14 protein-coding genes and 2 pseudogenes are annotated in these 19892 nt (G+C 67.6%); 13 read left to right on the top strand and 3 right to left on the bottom strand.

Annotation, left to right across the window (positions count from 1 at the left end):
• Window positions 1–14 precede the first annotated feature (14 nt).
• The 4 genes and pseudogenes from HMPREF0975_RS07645 to HMPREF0975_RS07635 all read left to right on the top strand — a co-directional run bounded on the left by HMPREF0975_RS07645 (window position 15) and on the right by HMPREF0975_RS07635 (window position 4164).
• Window positions 15–749, top strand: a complete 735-nt coding sequence (locus HMPREF0975_RS07645; protein ID WP_009233573.1) for a vitamin K epoxide reductase family protein — start codon at window positions 15–17, stop codon at window positions 747–749.
• The gene (locus HMPREF0975_RS07640; RefSeq protein WP_009233572.1) at window positions 749–1510 is read left to right on the top strand and encodes a metal-dependent transcriptional regulator; all 762 of its coding nucleotides are present in this window, start codon (window positions 749–751) and stop codon (window positions 1508–1510) included. The genes HMPREF0975_RS07645 and HMPREF0975_RS07640 overlap by 1 nt, the downstream gene beginning before the upstream one ends.
• 176 nt (window positions 1511–1686) lie before the next feature.
• Window positions 1687–2607, top strand: a pseudogene (locus HMPREF0975_RS16655) (Abi family protein).
• A gap of 1110 nt (window positions 2608–3717) precedes the next feature.
• Window positions 3718–4164 (top strand): HIT family protein, encoded by a 447-nt coding sequence (locus HMPREF0975_RS07635; RefSeq protein WP_021608605.1) that lies wholly within the window; start codon window positions 3718–3720, stop codon window positions 4162–4164.
• Window positions 4165–4191: 27 nt separating this feature from the next.
• Here the strand turns inward: HMPREF0975_RS07635 and HMPREF0975_RS07630 are convergent, their stop codons facing one another.
• Together HMPREF0975_RS07630 and HMPREF0975_RS07625 are read right to left on the bottom strand one after the other, a co-directional pair.
• Window positions 4192–6465 (bottom strand): HNH endonuclease signature motif containing protein, encoded by a 2274-nt coding sequence (locus HMPREF0975_RS07630; RefSeq protein WP_009233570.1) that lies wholly within the window; start codon window positions 6463–6465, stop codon window positions 4192–4194.
• A 294-nt stretch (window positions 6466–6759) separates the two neighbouring features.
• Complete coding sequence (locus HMPREF0975_RS07625) at window positions 6760–7434, bottom strand: RBBP9/YdeN family alpha/beta hydrolase (RefSeq protein ID WP_049939619.1); 675 nt, start codon at window positions 7432–7434, stop codon at window positions 6760–6762.
• Between HMPREF0975_RS07625 and HMPREF0975_RS07620 the strand changes: the two genes are divergently transcribed.
• The 4 genes from HMPREF0975_RS07620 to HMPREF0975_RS07605 all read left to right on the top strand — a co-directional run bounded on the left by HMPREF0975_RS07620 (window position 7433) and on the right by HMPREF0975_RS07605 (window position 11700).
• Window positions 7433–7873, top strand: a complete 441-nt coding sequence (locus HMPREF0975_RS07620) for a MerR family transcriptional regulator (protein WP_009233568.1) — start codon at window positions 7433–7435, stop codon at window positions 7871–7873. The genes HMPREF0975_RS07625 and HMPREF0975_RS07620 overlap by 2 nt on opposite strands.
• A gap of 148 nt (window positions 7874–8021) precedes the next feature.
• Entirely contained in the window at window positions 8022–11003 is a 2982-nt protein-coding gene (locus HMPREF0975_RS07615) for a leucine--tRNA ligase (RefSeq protein WP_009233567.1), read from the top strand.
• A 181-nt stretch (window positions 11004–11184) separates the two neighbouring features.
• Window positions 11185–11418, top strand: a complete 234-nt coding sequence (locus HMPREF0975_RS07610) for a hypothetical protein (protein ID WP_049939617.1) — start codon at window positions 11185–11187, stop codon at window positions 11416–11418.
• 6 nt (window positions 11419–11424) lie between these two features.
• Window positions 11425–11700: a hypothetical protein gene (locus tag HMPREF0975_RS07605; RefSeq protein ID WP_009233565.1), complete on the top strand. Its 276-nt coding sequence runs from the start codon at window positions 11425–11427 to the stop codon at window positions 11698–11700.
• Between the two features lie 185 nt (window positions 11701–11885).
• Here the strand turns inward: HMPREF0975_RS07605 and HMPREF0975_RS07600 are convergent, their stop codons facing one another.
• Window positions 11886–13886, bottom strand: coding sequence for a helicase HerA-like domain-containing protein (locus HMPREF0975_RS07600; RefSeq protein ID WP_009233564.1), 2001 nt, complete (start codon window positions 13884–13886; stop codon window positions 11886–11888).
• Between the two features lie 390 nt (window positions 13887–14276).
• Here HMPREF0975_RS07600 and HMPREF0975_RS07595 point away from each other — a divergent pair, with 390 nt between their 5' ends.
• The 5 genes and pseudogenes from HMPREF0975_RS07595 to HMPREF0975_RS16155 all read left to right on the top strand — a co-directional run.
• A complete protein-coding gene (locus HMPREF0975_RS07595; protein WP_009233563.1) occupies window positions 14277–15560 on the top strand; it encodes a glycosyltransferase in 1284 nt (427 codons plus the stop codon).
• 75 nt (window positions 15561–15635) lie between these two features.
• Window positions 15636–16508, top strand: coding sequence for a DegV family protein (locus tag HMPREF0975_RS07590; RefSeq protein ID WP_009233562.1), 873 nt, complete (start codon window positions 15636–15638; stop codon window positions 16506–16508).
• A gap of 199 nt (window positions 16509–16707) precedes the next feature.
• On the top strand, window positions 16708–17472 hold the full coding sequence (locus tag HMPREF0975_RS07585; protein ID WP_049939615.1) for a ComEA family DNA-binding protein: 765 nt from the start codon (window positions 16708–16710) through the stop codon (window positions 17470–17472).
• Window positions 17469–19496: a ComEC/Rec2 family competence protein gene (locus HMPREF0975_RS07580; RefSeq protein WP_009233560.1), complete on the top strand. Its 2028-nt coding sequence runs from the start codon at window positions 17469–17471 to the stop codon at window positions 19494–19496. The genes HMPREF0975_RS07585 and HMPREF0975_RS07580 overlap by 4 nt, the downstream gene beginning before the upstream one ends.
• Window positions 19493–19892 (top strand): annotated as a pseudogene (locus HMPREF0975_RS16155) (DNA polymerase III subunit delta); the annotation flags it as partial. The gene HMPREF0975_RS07580 and the pseudogene HMPREF0975_RS16155, both read left to right, overlap by 4 nt.

Here is a 19892-nt window from a genome sequence, read left to right as displayed (position 1 = left end):
TGAGGAGGCTGACGATGTCGCACATGCCCACAGATGCCGAGATCGATGAGATGAGCGAGGCCGAGCTCGAGGCCTATCTGGGTTCCGCCCCCGGTCAGGAGCTCGACCGGCGCGCTCGCCGCAATACCGGTGAGGCCTCCACCGCCCGGCCCAACTGGCTGCGCCGATCAGGAGCCGAGCGGGGTTTCGGCTGGCTGCTCATCGTGTGCGGGCTCATCGGGATCGTCGCCTGCTGGGAGCTCATCAGTTCCCAGATCGACCTGCTGCGCAACTCGGATGCGCAGCTCGTCTGCGACGTCAGCCCCCTGGTGTCCTGCGGTGACTCCCTCAACGTGTGGCAGGGCAACCTCCTGGGTGTGCCGAACTCCTTCATCGGGGCCATCGCCTTCGGCGCCCTGGCAGCGATCGGTGCGGTCTTGCTCAGTGGCGCGCGCCTGCCGCGGTGGATGTGGTGGGGGCTGAGCGCTGGCAGCCTGGGCGGGATCGCCTTCGTCATCTGGTTCCTGACCGTCTCCATCGTGACCTTCGGCAAGCTCTGCCCCTTTTGCATGGTCATCTGGTCCGTCACCATTCCGGTGGCCGCTCACTCCTGGGCCTGGACCGCAGCCGGTGGGCATCTGGGACTGCGCGATAACCTGGCGCTCGACCTGCTCAAGTCCCGCTGGTGGGTCATGGCGGCGATGTACCTGGCGGTGATCCTCACCATCATCATCGCCTTCGGCAGCCAGCTGGCGAGGATGTTCGGATAATGCCGCCTTCGAGCAGGGCGGCCTCGGCCCGGTCCACTTCGAAGCCATCGGTGGTGGGGGACTCGACCGTCACCCAGGACTACCTCAAGGTCGTATGGGCCGCCTGCGAGTGGGGCGGTGCGGGCGCCTCCATCACCGGCCTGGCCAAGCGCATGGAGGTGGCGCCCTCGACCGCCTCGGAGAATGTGGCCCGCCTGGTGGAGGAGGGACTTCTCGTCCACGAGCCCTACCGGTCCGTCACCCTCTCAGAGGAAGGCAGGCGCCGGGCCATGGGCATGATCCGCCGCCACCGGATCCTGGAGACCTACCTGGTTACCCAACTCGGCTTCGGCTGGGACGAGGTCCACGCCGAGGCCGAGGAGCTCGAGCACGCCGTCTCCGAGCGGCTGCTGGAGCGGCTCGACGCCGTCCTGGGGCATCCCACCAGGGACCCGCATGGGGACCCGATCCCCACGGCGGACGGCCGGCTCATCGTGCCCGATCTGGTGCGCCTGGAGACCAGACCGGTGGGTTCCGACGGCGTCGTCGGCCGGATTCAGGACGACACCGAGACACTGCGCCGTCTCAGACGGGCCGGTATCGGACTGGACAGCCGGGTGCGGATCCGCGACCGAGGGACCGTGGCACCGGCCAAAGAGGGCGGTAAGCGCAGGCGGGCCACCGTCATCGCCCTACTGGATTCGGAAGCCTCCCGCATCGCGGCGCCAGGGGCAGTCCCGGAAGCTATCGTCCCCGACGGCTCCCTGTGGCTACTGGCCTGACCTGAAGTTGGCACTACCCAAGTCTGAACTAGATGTAACATAAGCCACATCGAGTTAAGTTGGGTGTTGAGCGTTTTATCCATTATGTTTTATCCATCACGACCGGTTCCGCTTCCGCTATAGGAGGTCCAGGGCCGGTCTTCATTTTATCTCGATGGCGAGTCAAGGTGGCAGCGATGATTGAACAGCCTAAGAGTTTCAAAACTTATGAGGAGCAGATTGATCTCCTTATAAAACGAGGAATGCATGTTGCGGATCGCGAGGAGGCCGTCGAGAAGCTGCGTCGAGTTAATTACTACCGCCTCTCTGGATATTGGTATCCGTTCCGTATGTGTAAGCCGGGAGGGAATGGTCGATCTGATCGTTTTCTTGCTGGTACCACTTTCGATGATGTCGTTTCTCTGTATGATTTTGATGCGCGGCTCAGGGTGGCAGTCCTTGCTGTGCTGGTGCCAGTTGAGTTGTCAATGCGGGCCCTTGTTGGTCATGTGTTGGGTGAGATTGACCCGTGTATCCACCTTAAAGCAGATTTGTTAGGCCCTGTCGCAAGAGGGAAACGCGATTCAAAATACGCGAAGTGGCTAAAAAGGTATCAAGATAAGTTGAAGGATTCTCGCGAGGACTTCGTGCGGCACCACAAGGACAAGTATGGCGGGACTCTCCCTGTGTAGGCTGCGGTTGAGGTGCTGGACTGGGGGATGTTGGCGCATCTGTACTCAATGTCACCTCGTGCTGCACAGAATAAGGTTGCCGATGTGGTTAATCTTACATCCCCTCAGCTGGAATCTTGGCTAAAGGCTTTGAATATTGTGAGAAATATTGCCGCTCATCACGGACGCATGTATAACCGAGTCTATGGTCAGCGCCCAAAATTGCCGAGAATGGGAGGGTATGATGGGTTGCTGGAGTGTGAAGCTGTGATGAATCGAGCTTTTGGGCAGTTGACGCTCGTTCAGTATTTACTGAAGGTGTTGAATGTTGGTAGTATCAGATTGTTGCCAGCGACTTTGGTGGATTTTCCGGATGGTGCGATAGTTAGTTTGCGTGATACTGGCGCTCCTAAAGAGTGGAAGCAAAACGGTCTTTGGAAATTTTAGATCACCTAATGCGCAGCGTAGGTTTGTGATGCTAGAGTCGGATGATTGTTGTCGAAGTGGCTCGTGGGGCAGTAACAGACAGTTCCTGACGACACCGTTTCTTCGCAGGAGGTGACGGGTGTCTCGGCCTTGGTTCGCGACTAGGAAGCCGTCTTTTTCACAGTCGTCGATCATGTTGAATGGCTCGATCCTGCCCAGGTCCAGTTCGTTCCGGATTAGTCGGCTCGGTATTTGCCCACTCTCCTGTGGCTCGATTCGGTCTTGCGGCGCTCGCCGATCTTGATCGTTGAGGATTGGGTTGTTGCTGGGCGTCGTGCACTCCTGGATCGCCTTGACTTCCAGCTGCGTCCGGTGACGACGATGGTTGACAGTTGCGCCTGCGCATCCTCATCGTCGGCGATTCTCACCAACGCATCTACGGTCGCCCCGTGCCCCTATCCCCGGTTTGGGATTGAGCCCCGTGGACGATCTAAGCGACTGATCATCAATTACCGCACCTCTCGGCAAATTTTTGCGTGGTCGCTCGGAGTTGTCAATCAGAAGGTTGCTTATTTAGATGAGGGCACTGATTCTATGCCGGGCGCTCGGTCTGTTTTCTCAGGCCACGCGGTGGAAAGACCCGGATTCGATGGTTTACCTGAGGACCCGGATGAGGCCCTTCTTACCTGGATCAGGCGGGTACGAGAGGACATGCGCATCGACGCCGAGCAGGGCGGCGAGTTGACGTCTTCGTCCGGCGGGGGAGAAGCCAACCTATCGTCTATCGCCGTCGTACGTGCTACCCGGAACGGTGTTGATGAGACGCTGGCGCGTTTGAGAGAGGCCGGATTGGCCGCGGTGAAAGTGGATGATCGCACCAGCGAGTCCGCTTTCCCGGGCGGCATCAGAGTCATGACGATGCACCGTGCCAAGGGGCTGGAGTACCGAGCCGTTGCCGTTAGAGACGCGAGTCCGAGAAGCGGAAGGGCTCGGAGACATATGGCGGACGACAGACAGATCCTCGTATGCGGCTCAATCTCGTGTACGTCGCCGCGACTCGTGCCCGCGAGCGGCTACTCGTCTGCCGACGAACCTGGACGGATTCGGGCGCGGCTGGGGGACAATGGGGCCATGAGCACGATTTTCACCAAGATCATCAAGGGTGAGATCCCCGGCCGTTTCGTGTGGGCGGACGAGGTCTGCGTCGCCTTCGCCACCATTGAGCCGCATACCGACGGGCACGTCCTGGTGGTTCCGCGGGTCGAGGTCGACTCCTACGTGGACGCGCCCGACGACGTAGTGGCGCACCTGGCTGTGGTCGCCAAGCGCATCGGTGCCGCGCAGGTACGCGTCTTTGAGGCGCCCAGGGCCGGGCTCGTCGTGGCCGGCTACGGGGTCGACCACCTGCACCTTCATGTGCTGCCGATCCGCTCCGAGGAGGACCTGTCCTTCTCCTCGGCCCGCCACCCCGAGGGGCCCGAACTCGACGCCGCCATGGAGCGCCTGCGGGGCGGCCTTGTCGAGGACGGCTGGGGCGAGTTCGTCCCCGCAAGGCTGGACAGCGCCGCGCTCGCGTAGCACCCGAGGCTGCCGGCTTCGTCCCCGTCAGAAGGATGGGGCTTGGTCGATGAGGGGTGCCAGTCCGAGGGTGTGGGCGGCTCTCGGGTAGGGGGCGGTCTCGAAGTCTCCGGCCTTTTCACCGGGGCGGGGGCCGCGGGTGACCAGCCGGGCACTGCCGTTGCCGGGGTGGGTGTGGTCGAGGGCGGTGTTGAGACGGTCGATGAGGTCGGGGCCGATCTGTTTGCTCAGGCCGTCCGGGATGACGGTGCTGGGAACAAGGTGCTGGCGGGGCCCGACCTTCCTGGGCAAGCGGTCGATGGTGCCGTCGGGGCGGCGCTGGTAGACGGTCTTGTCAGGGGTGTGCCAGGACAGGTCCCCGCTGGTCTGGTCTCTGGTGAGGGCCCACCCGGGAGTGTGCTTGAGGCGGTGGTGGGCCTCGCACAGGGTGGCGAGGTTGTCCAGGCTCGTGGTCCCGCCCTGGCCCCAGGCGGTGAGATGGTCCAGGTCGCAGCGCTCAGCCGGAATCTGGCAGGTGGGGAAGACGCAGGCACGGTCGCGGGCGCGCACCAGGTCGGCCAGACCCGTCGGGGGCCGGTACCTGGTGCGGCCGACGTCCAGGACGACTCCGCTGACCGGGTCGGTGACCAGGCGCCTCCAGGTGCCGCCTGCAGCCAGGGCCCAGGCAGTCATGGCCGGTACCGGCACACTCCGGGCCCCGATCCGTACCTCCGCTACGGACTGGGCAGCAGGAACGTCCTGCCTGGATTCGGGCAGACTTCTGCCGCTGGTCTCGGAGGACTCCCGGTCGGAGGGCTCAAGCACGGTTCCGTGGCCGCCGTCTGGGCCGGTCCGGCTGGAATCAAGGCTGTAAGGGCCGTCAGCGCGGTCGCCGCCTCCGGGATCGCCGCTGCCGTCGGGGTCTCCTGGTGGTACCAAGCTGGTCAGGGGGACGGTGACATTGACGTTGATGTGGATGCTCGCCGGTAGAGGAAGGTGGCCGGTTCCTGAGGGGGTCCACCATGGGCTGACCGAGCTCACCAGGCCACTTAAGCTGCTCAGGAGTCCTTCCAGGGGTACCCCGTCGGGTAGTAGGCGCCCCGGGACGGGGGAATTAGGAGATGCCCAGGAGTGGGGTACTGAGCCCAGCGTGCTGAGGTCGCCATCGATGCCACCGCCACCGTCGTCGAGGCTTGTAGGGACGCCGTCGCGGACATCGGATGCTTTCACAGCGGACTGGTAGGCGGTCTGCTGGCTGGTGCGCAGCGTCGAGAGGGTCATGGCGGTGATGGCGTCGGCTCGCAGCTGGCCCGGGGTGCGCTCCTCGCCGGCGGCGCGTGCACTGGCGGCGATCGCGTCCAGAGTGGAGTCCAGCAGCAGGGCGTCCATGGTCGGCAGCAGAAGCCGGACCTGGCACAGGCCCTCGCCCGCAGGCTTCGGGCGCGACACGCACCGCCTGGAGACATTGGCTCGGGTCCGCTCATCGTGTCCGTCGGGGTCGACCTCTATGAGGGCCCGCTCAATGTCCCGCCCCACCTGAGAGACGGTGCGTCGGGGTGCCTGGGGCAGGACCTTGTTCTGGACCTCCAGTGCCACAGGAACCGGCACGTCTTCCAGACGGCGAGTCACCAGGGACGCCTTTGTCGAGTCCAGGACCCCGGAGCGCTCCATGGCCTCGACCGGGCCGAAGCCAATATTCATGAGGGCGTTGCCGTGATCGACCATCTGGCCGGCCCGAGTCCGGGAGATCCCCAGTCGGACCGAGAGTAGGCAGGTGGTGTTGAACTTGCGTTCCTCGTAGCCGACCACGGGTGAGACCTGGCCGTTTGGGCCCCACTGGCCGGGGTGGGTTGACAGCTCAGCGCACCCGGTCAGGCAGGCCGCTGCGAGTGATTCTCCCCAGGCAGCCCAGGCCGCCAGGCGATGACAGGCCGCGGCCAGCTCCCCCAAACCCGCCGCCCCCAGACCAATCAGCCCCGAGGCGCCGGCCTCCTCCACGTCCATGGTCCTGAGCCCCTTGGCGGCGGTCACCATGGCCGCATCACCCCCAGGTTCGCTAGTGAACAAGCCCTCACCATCAACACCGCCGACGCCGTCAGCAGCGGAGACCTCATCGTCGGAGTCCTGGGCGGTCACCAGCAGCCGAGCCAGCAACCCCTCCACTACACCGGCCAGCAGTCCGCCCGCCCCCAGGGACGCCAGCAGGACGGCGGCGTCTTCCGCCGAGACCGGCGACACCGACGTCGGAGGACCGGCGGGCGCGCCCGGCGCCCCGACCGCACCACCGGCCGGGACACGAGGAAATACGCCATCTTCGAACATACGTACAGTATAGCAACAGTCCTCGACATCCGCGCTCCATCAACATTCCCGGAAATCGGCTCAACAACAATGAAAAACCGCGTTATCGGAGCCTCCGTTCCCCCGGAGCCGGTGCGGCGGTCCGCCGAGACTTCGGAACCATCTGCTCTGCTAATGCGATATTGGTATTTCTGCAGTCATCACAGCAAAGAGCGGTAACGGGCCAAACGTCATAAGAGAGAACTGTCGAGCGATACGAGGGCTGGCGCAGGGGCCTCTCTGGCCGCCAGAGTGGGAGAAACTCCCGCCCGTTTTCTACTTTCCAGGCGCGCCCGCACCTTCATCGCTCGCACGACTTAGCGCCCGAACGATCTGCGGAAGAGACGTGACGCCGTCGGAGGCCAGGAAATGGCCCGCGCCCGGAACGGTGACGACGTCGGCGCTGATCGCGGTGGCAAATCTCCGGGAAGCCGCCCGGGGGACAAGCGGGTCGTTATCGGAATGAATGACTGTGGTGGGTCCCAGAAGCGGACGCAGCTCACCGGGGCTCGCGCCGTCGAGAAAGCCCTTCAGTCCGGTGGAGAGGAAATGGTCGAGCTCCGCCTCTCCCGTCGGTGGGAGCTGCTGCGCGAAGGGTGCGACGGCGATGAAGGCCGCCAGGTGCCGACCGTCGCCGTTCACCGGTGAGCCGCACGTGATGACTCGCTCGATTGCCCGCAGCGCGGTCAGGCCGCCAAGACTGTGCGTCACAATTGCGAGCCCCGCCAGCCCGTCTGGCGACGTCCCGATTCTCTCGGCGATGATCGACGCCCAGGTCGAGGCCTCCGGAGTTTCTGGATGAGGGAGCTGCGGCACCTCGACATGGCGGACGGTCCGCGCGAGCCAGGGAAACCAGTGGTCGTGAGGCCCTGCCCCGAAACCGTGGACGAGGATGACTCTGTCGAAAGTATCGAGTCCGTCGAAGGAATAGTGTTCTGTCATGTGATCCATGACCCCGACGGTAGACATTCACGCCAGTGGCAAGGTCAAGTGGAAGATGTTCGCCGGAGAGGAGCTCCTTGTGCACATCGGAGAGTTCGCCCGACAGGCGGGTGTCAGCCCCCGTTCCTTAAGGCACTACGAAGAGGCCGGTCTGCTCGTGCCCGAACGGACCTCCGCCGGATACCGGGACTACAGCCCGAAGGATCTGGACGCCGTCGCACGCATCCGGCCGATCCTGGCCACCGGCCTCGGCGTCGCTGCCGCCCGTCGCTACCTGGACTGCGTCGAGATCACTGGCGACAACCGAGCCGTCGCAATCACCATGTGCCCCGGCCTGCGCCGTGAGCTTGACGCCGTTGAGGAGCGGATCAACCGGCACCGTAGCCGGCTGGCACGTGAGCAGGGCGCCCTCAACCGCTTCAGGGCTGCGGCTCGGGAAGAAGAGTGAGGACGACACCGCTCAAACCCCAGTGGGCTCCACCGACGTGACCGGTCTCGCCCGCCCGCGGGGCGGGCGCCGCCGGGCCCCGCTGCCGCCGGGCGATAGGCTGTGCCCCAGCACCAGGAAGCACGAGTAGGAAAAGAGCGCTGCCGCGATGTCAGAGAGAACCGCACCGGGCGAGTCCGACACCCCCTACCGCTACACGGCGGCCCTGGCGGACTCCATCGAGACCGCCTGGCAGGACCGCTGGGAGGCCGAGGGCACCTTCAACGCCGACAACCCCGTCGGTGCCCTGGCCGGCCCTGGGGCGGATAAGGAGAAGTTCTTCCTGCTGGACATGTTCCCCTACCCCTCCGGCAAGGGCCTGCACGTGGGCCACCCGCTGGGCTACATCGCCACCGACGTCGTCGCGCGCTTCACCCGGATGACCGGCAAGAACGTCCTGTACACGATGGGCTACGACGCCTTCGGCCTGCCCGCCGAGCAGTACGCCGTCACCACCGGCCAGCACCCGCGCATCTCCACCGAGGCCAACATCGCCAACATGCGCCGCCAGCTGCGCCGCCTGGGCCTGTCCCACGACCCGCGCCGCTCCCTGGTCACTATCGACGTCGACTACGTGCGCTGGACCCAGTGGATCTTCCTGCAGGTCTTCAACTCCTGGTTCGACCCCGAGGCCCCGCGCCGCGACGGCCGCGGCAAGGGCGCGGCCCGGCCGGTGACCGAGCTGCGCGACAAGCTCGCCTCCGGCCAGGTCCCCGTCCCCGGCGGCCGCGACTGGGCCGGCCTGAGCGCCGCCGAGCAGGCCGAGATCATCGACTCCTTCCGTCTGGCCTACGTCTCCAGCGCCCCCGTCAACTGGTGCCCCGGCCTGGGCACGGTGCTCGCCAACGAGGAGGTCACCGCCGAGGGCCGCTCCGAGCGCGGCAACTACCCCGTTTTCAAGCGCAACCTGCGCCAGTGGATGATGCGCATCACCGCTTACGGCGACCGCCTCGCCGAGGACCTGGACACCGTGGACTGGCCCGAGAAGGTCAAGCTCATGCAGCGCAACTGGATCGGCCGCTCCGAGGGCTCTGAAGTGACCTTTGCCGTGCCCGGGGCCGGTCAGGGCGCCGACCAGGATGCGTCGCTGAGCGTCTACACCACCCGCCCCGACACCCTCTTCGGCGCCACCTTCATGGTTGTGGCCCCCGAGCACCCCATGCTGGGCGGCGTCGAGTCCTCCGGCTCGGTGCGCACCGAGACCCAGATCGCCGACGACGCCGCGGCCCTGGCCGTCCCGGCCGCCTGGCCCGAGGGCACCAAGGAGGCCTGGACCGGCGGCTACGCGACCCCCGCCGAGGCCGTGGCTGCCTACCGCGCCCAAGCCGCGGCGACGTCGGACGCCGACCGCACCGATGAGGGCCGGGTCAAGACCGGTGTCTTCACCGGATTCTTCGGTATCAACCCCGTCAACGGCGCGAAGGTGCCGGTCTTTGTGGCCGACTACGTCCTCATGGGCTACGGAACCGGCGCCATCATGGCCGTACCCGCTCACGACGAGCGGGACTACGCCTTCGCTACCAAGTACGGCATCGACATCATCCAGACCATCGGCCCGGCCGACGACCCCCACGGCATCGACCTGTCCGCCCAGGCCTACACCGGCGACGGCGTCGTCGTGAACTCCGCCCAGGGCGACCTGGACATCAACGGCATGAGCAAGGACGAGGCCAAGGCCACCATGATCGGCTGGCTGGAGGCCAAGGGCGCCGGTCGCGGTGCGGTCACCTACCGCCTGCGCGACTGGCTCTTCTCCCGCCAGCGCTACTGGGGCGAGCCCTTCCCGATCGTGTGGGACGAGGACGGCGGCGTCCACGCCCTGCCCGAGTCCATGCTGCCGGTCGAGCTGCCCGAGGTTACCGACTACTCACCGCGCTCCTACGACCCCGACGATGCCGACTCCTCCCCGGAGCCGCCGCTGGGCAAGGCCACCGAGTGGGTCGAGGTCGAGCTCGACCTGGGCGAGGGCCCCCGGACGTACTACCGCGAGACCAACACGATGCCGCAGTGGGCCGGCTCGTGCTGGTATGAGATGCGCTACATCGACCCCACCGATGACAACGCGCTCGTCGACCCGGCCAACGAGGCCTACTGGATGGGGCCGCGCCCGCAGGCTGGCAACACCTCCGGCGGCACCGACCTGTACGTCGGCGGCGTCGAGCACGCCGTCCTGCACCTGCTCTACTCGCGCTTCTGGCACAAGGTCCTCTTCGACCTGGGCCACGTCTCCTCCTCCGAGCCCTACCACCGTCTCTTCAACCAGGGCTACGTCCAGGCCTACGCCTACACCGACTCCCGCGGGCAGTATGTGCCCGCCGACGAGGTCGAGGAGGTCACCGCCGAGGACGGCACCACCAGCTACCTGTGGCAGGGGCAGCCAGTGGGCCGCGAGTACGGCAAGATGGGCAAGTCCCTGAAGAACATCGTCACCCCCGACGACATGTATGAGGCCTACGGCGCCGACACCTTCCGCGTCTACGAGATGAGCATGGGGCCGCTCGACGCCGACCGCCCGTGGGACACCCGCGCCGTCGCCGGCAGCCAGCGTTTCCTGCAGCGCCTGTGGCGCAATATCGTCGACGAGACCACCGGTGAGCTGACGGTGGTTGACGAGCCCGCCGACGAGGAGACCCGCCGGCTCGTGGCCAAGACGATCGTGGGCGTGCGCGAGGACTACGAGGGGATGCGGCTGAACACGGCCATCGCCAAGCTCATCGTCCTCAACAACCATCTCACCGGGCTCAGCGCGGTCCCGCGCGAGGCTGTCGAGGCCCTCGTCCTCATGACGGCGCCCGTGGCCCCGCACATCGCCGAGGAGATCTGGAAGCGCCTGGGCCACGAGCACTCCCTGGCCCACGAGGACTTCCCGGTCGTGACCGACCAGTCCCTGCTGGCCGCCGACAAGGTCACCTGCGTCGTCCAGGTCAAGGGCAAGGTCCGCGATCGCCTCGAGGTCGACCCCAACATCTCCGAGGCCGAGCTGGAGAAACTGGCCCTGGCGGCCCCCGGCGTCATCCGCACCCTGGACGGGCGCGGCGTGCGCAAGGTGATCGTCCGCGCCCCCAAGCTGGTGAGCATCGTCCCCGAGTGACCGGGGGAGACTCTCGACGGCGTCGCTCACGGCCGCGCCGGAGTAGCGGAGGAGCAGCACGAGGGGCTGCACGAACCGAGTGGTTGGTGCAGCCCCTCAAGTTGTGCCCGCGGGGATAGAGAGGAGGAGTGCGTTGAGACTGTGCTTTGGCTGGAAAACGAACAACAAGTAACCTTGTGTTGTGGAGCTGAGCCCGATTATCCTCGACAGTGCACATCGGCACGGTGTGCCGGATGATGCCATGCTCCACGCACTGCGCTTTCCTGTCCGTCACTTTGTGCAAGATGATTCGATGACGATGTTCATAGGTGCCGACGAGACTGGCATTCTCATTGAGGTAGGCGTCATCGAATGGCACGGCGTCATCGCTATCGCTCACGCTATGCGCCCGGCCCGTTCCAAGTATCTAAGGTGAATCACGATGACTCGACGCTCCATCGCAGACATCGCGGCTCGCGCTGACGAGTTCGCCGACGCCTTCGAGAACTATGACCCCAGGCCCGGTGACGAAGATGCCCCGTTGCCGCCGATCATGGCCGTCAAGCTTGCGGCGTGGCGTCGTGACACGGCTGAGCGTGAACTTGCTGAAGCGGTGCATGCGGCCCGTGAGCAGCAGCTGTCCTGGCGCGAAGTCGGTGAGGCGATCGGAACTAGTGGAGAGGCTGCTCGTCAGCGGTATAGAGCCGTAGCTCAATAGTGCAGAAGGCTGGACGTACCTACCGGAAGTCTGGGCGTCCACCTGGTGAGCATCGTTCCCGAGTGACCGGGGCGGACTCTCCGACGGCGTCGCTCACGGCCGCGCCGGAGTAGCGGAGGAGCAGCACGAGGGGCTGCACGAACCGAGTGGTTGGTGCAGCCCCTTCGCCCTGCTTGAGCCGGTTCTCAGCGGCGCCTGAGGGTGCCGAAGATGGAACGTGTGATCTCGCGGGTGATCTGGCGGCCCACCGAGCCGATGGTCTTCTCGACCTCCCGCTGACGGCGCTCGGCGGCCTTCTCCGCCTCGCGCTGGCGACGCTGGGCCTCCTTGACGGCCTCGCGCTCCAAGCGCTCGGCCTCCTTCTGACGCTGAGCGGCCTGGCGGGCGGCCTCCTTCTCCAGGGCCTTCTGAGCGGCGGCGTCGGCCTTTGCCTGTTCCTTGGCGGCCTGCTCGGCGGCGCGAGCGGCCTCGGCGGCCTCGGCGTCGGCCTGGACCCGCTGGGCCAGCAGTTCGTAGGCGGACTCGTTATCCACGCCCGTGGCGTACTTGGGTTTGAGCGGCGAGGAAGCCAGCACCTGGCCGACGGTGCCGCCCTGGGCCGGCCCCATGACGGCGGCGGGAACGTTGATGACTACCGGAGCGACCGGAGCGGGACGTCCCTTCTCGTCCAGGACACTGACAACGGCCTGACCGGTTCCCAGTGACGTGAGCACCCGGCTGAGGTCGACCGGGCTGACCGGGAAGGTGGAGACCGCCTTCTTGAGGTTGGCGGCGTCGGCCGGGGTGTGGGCGCGCAGGGCGTGCTGGACCCGGCTGCCGAGCTGGGCCAGGACTTCGTCGGGCACGTCCGTGGGGGACTGGGTGATGAAGACGATGCCCACGCCCTTGGAGCGGATGAGCCGCACGGTGCGCACCACGGCCTCCAGGAAGGCTTTCGAGGCGCCGGAGAACAGCAGGTGTGCCTCGTCGAAGAAAAACACCATGGTGGGCTTGTCCGGGTCGCCGACCTCAGGCAGGGTCTCGAAGAGCTCAGCGAGCAGCCACATGAGGAAAGTGGAGAACAGCGTGCCCTGGGACTGGATGTCGGCCAGCTCCAGGGCGGAGATGACACCGCGGCCATCGGGGGAGAGCCGCATGAGGTCGCGCACATCCAGTGCGGGCTCGCCGAAGAAGGCCTCGCCTCCGGCCGCCTCCAGGGCGGCAATCTCACGCAGGATGACCCCGGCCGTCGCAGCCGAGACACCGCCGATGGTCTTGAGCTCCTCCTTGCCCGCGTCGGTGTTCGTCAGGTAGTCGACGACGGCGCGCAGGTCCTTCAGGTCCAGCAGAGCCAGCCCCTGGCTGTCAGCCCAGTGGAAGACGAGCTGGAGGGCGGAGGTCTGCGTGTCATTGAGGCCCAGGACCCGGGAGAGCAGGATCGGCCCGAACTCGGTGACCGTCGTGCGAATGGGGGTGCCGCTGATGCCGGCGCCGGAGTCTGATCCACCGAGGTTGAACAGCTCGATGGGGAAGGACTGACCCGCCCATTCCTGACCGGTGGAGTCGATGCGGGCGGCGATCTTGTCGTTGGAGGCTCCGGGCTCGGCCAGGCCGGTCAGGTCGCCCTTGACGTCGGCCAGGAAGACTGGGACGCCCGCGCTGGACAGGCCCTCGGCCAGGAGCTGGAGTGTACGGGTCTTGCCGGTACCGGTCGCCCCGGCCACCAGCGCGTGCCGGTTGAGCAGCCCCAGCGGGATGCCGACCGACAGGCCCTTGACCGGCGCGGGTTCGCCATCGCAGAGCGTGTCGAGGTAGGTGCCCACCGGCAGGGTGGGGGAGGAGAAGTCATAGCCGGAGCGGACCTGGCCGGTGTAGGCGGCATCCTCGGCAGGGGGCGCGGTCTCCGTCTGATCCTGTGTCGCAGGGGCCTCCTCCGCCGGCGCCTCAGCGGGCACGGCGGGCTGCGCGGAGTCAGCGGGGGCGACGGCGTCGGCCGACTCTGTGGGAGCTGCGGCCGGAGCCCCCGTTTCGGCCCCTGCGGCCTCTGCAGCGGTCCCTGTGCCAGGAGTAGCCTCGGCCGAGGCGGGACTAGAGGCGATGGCGGCGTCAAGGGCGGCTTGAGCAGCGGCGGCCTTGGCTGCGGCGGCTTCGGCGGCGGCCTGAGCGGCCTCGGCCTTGAGGCGTGCGATCTCAGCTGAGTCGGTCATGGCGTCATCGTAAACGCCGAACCTGCCAGCGCGCTGACTCGGGCGTGCCAGGAGCCTGGCGCGTCTGAGGACATGATGGGGCCAAGCGTCCGGAAAGACGATCCCTCCAAGCCCATTCATAGGGGCATCACAGACACAAACGCCGTTGACCAGGATAAACAGAGAAAAATGTGGTCTTGGCGCCGTTTCGGGTGCTCCGGGCGGCAGTGGCGCGGTCGGCAGGGTAGCCTCTGAGCCCAAGAGTTCCGAGACCGCGCGTCCGGCCCCGTTCCTTCACCCGTCCTCTTTGCTGTGAGGTTTGCGCGCCCCTATGTTGCCCCCTGCGTCGTCTTGCCCGGATGAGCCGCCCCTACGGGGCAGGCTGCTGTCGACTCCAGCCCGCAGGATCGGATGAGCGTCATGCGGATCGCCTTCTTCATCGACGACTACCTGCCTTCCGTCCACGGCGTGGCCACCTCCACGGCTACCTTCCGGGCCGCCCTGGAACGCATGGGCCACGAGGTCTACATCGTGGCCCCCAAGGCCGAGGGCTACGAGGAGACCGACGACCACGTCATCCGCCTGCCCTCATCGCGCTACTACGTCTTCGACAGCCGCGAAGTCGCCACCATCTACCCCGGCCTGGCCCGGCGCTTCGACGCCTACGACTTCGACATCGTCCACAGCCAGACCCAGTTCAGCCTCGGGGTCCTGGCCCACTGGGTGTCCAAGCGCCAGAACATCCCCCACGTCACCACCATCCACACCCTCTACACCGAGCTCATCGACGACTACCCGCTCGCCGTGCTCTCCGGCCTGCTGGCCCTGTCCGTCGCCTTCCCCGTGGCGCTCAAGTCCCTGCCGGTGCTGCCCCGCCCCCATCGCGACTCCATTAGGCACCTCAACAAGCGCGACATGAAGACGGCCCTGTCCCGCCAGGGATGGCGACTGACAGCGGCCTTCGCCAACAAGTGCGACGCCTGCCTGTCGCCCTCCCAGCACCTGGCCCAGATCCTCATCAACGACGGCGGGCTAACCGCCCCCTGCATGGTCCTGCCCAACGGACTGGACTCCAGCCGCTACCGGCGAGCCCGCGCCGTCGACTCGCCGGTTGCCAAGGCGCCCGGCGAGAAGATCATCATCTGCGTGGCCCGCCTCAGCCCGGAGAAGCGGCAGATGACGCTCGTCGAGGCCATGCCCCACCTAGCCGGAATGCCGGTCAAGCTGGTGCTGGTCGGTCCAGGACCCTCCCAGGAGGAGCTGGGCCGGCGCGCCGAGGAGCTCGGGGTCGCCGACCGCGTGATCATTGCCGGCAAGCGCTCACCCGAGGAGGTCGCCGTCCTACTCAAACAGGCTGATGTCTTTTCCCTGGCCTCCTACCATTTCGACAATCAGCCCATGGTGTTCCTGGAGGCCGCTGCCTCCGGACTGCCGATCGTCTACTGCGACGAGCGGATGACTGAGTGCCTCACCGAGCGCAACGCGATCCTCACCGACGGGATCGAGGGGGAGGACTTCGCCCGGGTCTTCGCCTCGCTGCTGTCCGACGACGCCCGGCTCGCCGAGCTGTCCGACGGCGCCCTGGAGACAGCCCGGCAGTTCGACTCCGAGACGATGACCAAGCGGCTCATCGACCTCTACACCGAACTCCTCGCCTCTCGCAGCGAGAAACAGCCGGCGCCGGCAGACCAGTAGCCGAAGGCTCCGGACGCCACCGTCGCGGGCGGCGCCTGGTCGGTGAGCAGGGGCCTTGCCGATAAAGTAGATGCCATGTCGCTCGCCGTCGTCACCGACTCCGCCGCCTGCCTGACGGAGCCCCAGATACGTGACCGTGCGATCGAGGTGGTCCCCCTTCATACCGTCCCCGGTGCGGACGGCGCCCCCACAACCACGTCACGCCCCAGTGTCCAGGAGCTGATGGACGCTTATGGCCGTGCAGCTCTGCGAGCCGAGGAGGTCCTGGCCGTTCACATCTCCTCGGCGCTGTCCGGAACCGTGGACAACGCCCGCATCGCCGCAGCCCGGATCGAGGCCGAGTACGCCGGGAACACCGGGCGGGAAGGGGATGCTGGGCGCAGACGGCCGCAGTGGCTGCGCGTCGTCGACTCCGGCACCAGTTCTGGAGCCCTGGGACTCGCGGTGCTGGCGGCCGCCCACGCCCACGATGCCCGCCGCGGCGCGGCACTGACTCGTGCCAGCACTGCCCGCTCCTGCCAGCTCTTCATCGTCGACGACCTGGGCCGCCTGGCCCGCTCCGGGCGGATCGACCGCACCACCGCCCGCCTGGACGGAGTACTCGGAATTCGCCCGGTGCTGGCCCTCACCCGAGACGGGATTCGGGCGCTGGAGACCGTACGCGGTGCTGCCCGCGCCAGGAGACACCTCATCGCCCAGGCCGTCCGCGCCGCCGGTGGGACCGCCCTGTCCGGCCCCAGGCGCCCCGCCGACCCAGTGCGCCTGGCCATCCAAGGGGACGACGCCGACATGCTGGGCCGGCTCGAGACCGGACTGCGCGAGGCCATGGAGGAGGCCGGAGCCATCGTCACCGAGGTCCTCACCCTCCCCATCGACGAGGCGACCCGCACCCATCTTGGTCCTGGGGCCCTTGGCATCGCCGTCGCCCCCGACCTCAGGGCACACTGACTCCTGCCCGACGGCCCACCCCGTCGCGCCCGCGGCGCCCCACGACGATCCCGCAATGACGCCCGGTTACCACAGAAGACGAGTTGCGCTCCCTCTCCACAGGGCAGATGGACAGGCTGCGCGGCGGGCCCGTTCACCACCTACCGTCAAAGCCATGAGTGCTGGCAGAAGGACGGGGGACCGGTCCCTGGACGATCTTGTGCGCCTGGCCTGCTCGACCGATCCCGAGGAGCCCGTCCGCCACCCGCGCCGCCTGGCGATCGCGCCTCGGGCCGCCGTGGTCGCCGGCGCCGTCCTCCTCATCCTGGCTCTCGTCCTGGCGCTACGGGCCGTCCTGGCCTCCACCGGTACCGGCGGCGAGTCGGCTCCGGCCACCGCCGCCGCGGGCACGGCAAACGCATCGATGCGGGCACATGCCCCAGCCGCATCTGCGGCCACTGCGCCAGTCTCAATGCGGGGCAGCCCTGCACCGGGCGGTTCGCCCGCTGCAGCCGGCAACGTCGTCGTCCACGTCACCGGGGCGGTGACCAGGCCGGGAGTCGTGGTCCTGGGAGTGGGCAGCCGCGTCACCGACGCCATCGACGCCGCAGGGGGAGTCGCCCCGGACGCGGATGCCGAACAACTCAACCTCGCCCGAGTCCTGACCGACGGCGAGCAGATCCGGGTGCCACGCATCGGCGAGATCCTGCCCGATCCCGCACCACAACCCAGCGGAGCCGCCACCCCCGGGGCGGGAACAGGTTCGGGGAAGCCCGGAGACGGCGGCGCCTCGGGGACGGTCAACATCAATACGGCCTCGGCCTCCGAGCTGGAGAAGCTGCCCGGCATCGGCCCGGCCCTGGCCCAGCGGATCGTGGAGTACCGCGACTCCCACGGGCCCTTCGCCAGCGTCGACGCGCTCACCGACGTCCCCGGCATCGGCAAGGCCAAGCTGGAGGCCCTGCGGGAACAGGCCACCGTATGAAGGAAGACCACGGCACGAGTGCCTCCGGGGCCCCGTGGGACGATCCGACGCTTTACGAGCGCCTGCGCCAGGAGCAGAGCCAGCGCCGAGGCCGAGGGCAGCGCGCGCACACCACCGCCTCCAAGGCCCCCGAGCCCCTCGACCTGCGTCTGCTCGCTCCTGCGATCAGTTGCTGGGCAAGCGCCTGGTGGGCCGTCGGGCACGATGGAGCGGGCGCCTGGAGACCGGTGCTCCCACTGGCCTCGGGGTGCGCAGCTCTGGCTGCGGCACTGATCGTGCCCGTCCTGCGCTTCCGGCCACCGCGCCACCGGGCCGACCCGCGCCCCGGAGCCCCCGAGCAGGACCCCGGCGCCATCGGCACAGTGAGCGCCAGCATGCTTGTGTGCGCCCTGTGCGCCGCGGCGGTCCTGGCCATCAGCGCCGCCCACCTGTGGGCCCGCCAGCGCGACCCCCTGACCATGGCGGTGGCCTCCGGGCGCCCGGTCACCCTGGTCGGCACCGTCTCCCAGGAGCCCAGAGTCTCGGCCACCAGTCGATCCACCCTCGTCATCACCGCCCTCGACGTCGAGCAGGTCGATGGGCGATCCTCGTCCCTGAGCGCCACCGTCCTGGCCGACAAGCAATGGTTGAGCCTGCCCATGGGGACCCGCGTCGAGGTACGCACGCACCTGAAGCCCACGCATCCGGGCCGATCCGAGACGGCCATCATCCCCAAGCGCGCTGGTCTCAAGGTGCTCAGCCCACCGGCCGGGGTGCTCGGAGCCGTCACCAGCATTCGCACTGGCCTTGCCCGGGCCGTCGGCGCAGAAGATGCACAAGACACGGAAACTGCGTCCCGGGGATTCTGGCCGACTGGTGCTCGAACCCTCGTGCCCGGCGTGGCCCTGGGCGATGACCACGCCCTACCCGCCCAGGTGCGCCAGGACATGCGCACCGTGTCCATGACCCACTTGACGGCCGTCTCCGGGCAGCACGTCGCCATCGTCCTGGGCCTGGGCCTGGCCGCCCTCGGGGTCGTTCCCCGGCGCTGGCGGGCACTGCTCGGGACGATCCTGCTGACTCTCCTCGTGATCCTGGTGCGCCCCTCGGGCTCGGTACTGCGCGCGGCCACCATGGGCGCCGTCATGCTCCTGGGCGTCGTGGTAGGGCGCCGCGCCGCCTCCGTGCCGGCCCTGTGCGCCGGGGCCATCGTCCTGCTGCTTATCGATCCCTGGCAGGCCCGGGATTACGGCTTCGCCCTGTCCGTGGTCGCCACCGCAGGCATCGTCATCGGTGCCAAGCCGGTCGCGGCCCACCTCTCGCGCCGCCTTCCCAGGTGGCTGGCCGTCGCCGTGGCCCTGCCACTGGTGGCTCAGGCGGCCTGCAGCCCCCTTCTCATCCTCCTCCAACCCACCGTGGGGGCATGGTCGGTTCCCGCCAATCTGCTTACCGAGCCGGCCGCTGTTATCGCCACGATCAGCGGGCTCCTGGCAGCCCTGGTCCACCCCGCCTGGCCCGCGGCCGCCACCGTCATCGCCTGGCCGGCGCTCGCGGCCTGCTCCTGGATGGTGTGGGTCGCCGGGTTCTTCGCCCACCTGCCCTGCGCCACACTGCCCTGGCCGGACGGCCTCACGGGCGCACTGGCACTGGGGGCCTGCGAGCTCGGGGTCCTGCTCCTAGTGGCTCCCCGCGCCCGCCGCGCCCTGCTGAAGGGACTGAGACGGTTGATGCGGCCCGCTCGTGGCAGGCTTGCCCCATGGCAGCGACCCGAACCTCCCGCTCCCGAGGCCAGCGCAACGCACCGGCTGGACTTCGCTGGGACCAGGCCCAGCTGGCGCCGATCGTCCTCATCCGCGCTGGCGAGGAGGTCCTCGCCGACCGTGCGGTATCGAGTCTTCTGGAGCAGGCCAAGGCCAAGGACCCGACCACCGAGGTCACGCGCCTCGAGGCCGCCACCTACGAGCCCCACCAGCTCGACACCCTCGTGTCGCCCTCCCTGTTCGGAGAGCCCCGGCTCGTCTACGTCCCCGCCCTGGAGCAGATGACCGACGCCCTTCTGGCCGACCTCATCGCCTACGTGGGCGCCGCCGACCCCGAGGTCAGCGTCATCCTGCGCCACAACGGGGGGCAGCGGGGCAAGCGCCTGCTCGATGCCATCAAGGCCTCGCCCTACCCGACCGTCCAGTGCGACGCCATCAAGAGCGCCAAGGACAAGTCCTCCCTGGTCGTGGCCGACGTGCGCCGCGCCGGGCGGAGCATCGCCCCCGAGGCCGTGGGCGCCCTGGTCGACGCCCTGGGCAGCGACGTGCGCGAGCTGTGCTCCGCCGTCGACCAGCTCCTCGCCGACACCCAGGGCACCATCAGCGTCGACCACGTGCGCACCTACTACGCCGGGCGCATCGAGGCCACCGGTTTCACCGTCGGCCGACGCCGCCGCAGCC

This window comes from Actinomyces sp. oral taxon 849 str. F0330 (assembly GCF_000239715.1).
In the GTDB taxonomy this organism is placed as follows: domain Bacteria; phylum Actinomycetota; class Actinomycetes; order Actinomycetales; family Actinomycetaceae; genus Actinomyces; species Actinomyces johnsonii.
This window is presented reverse-complemented; position numbering and strand designations above follow the sequence as displayed.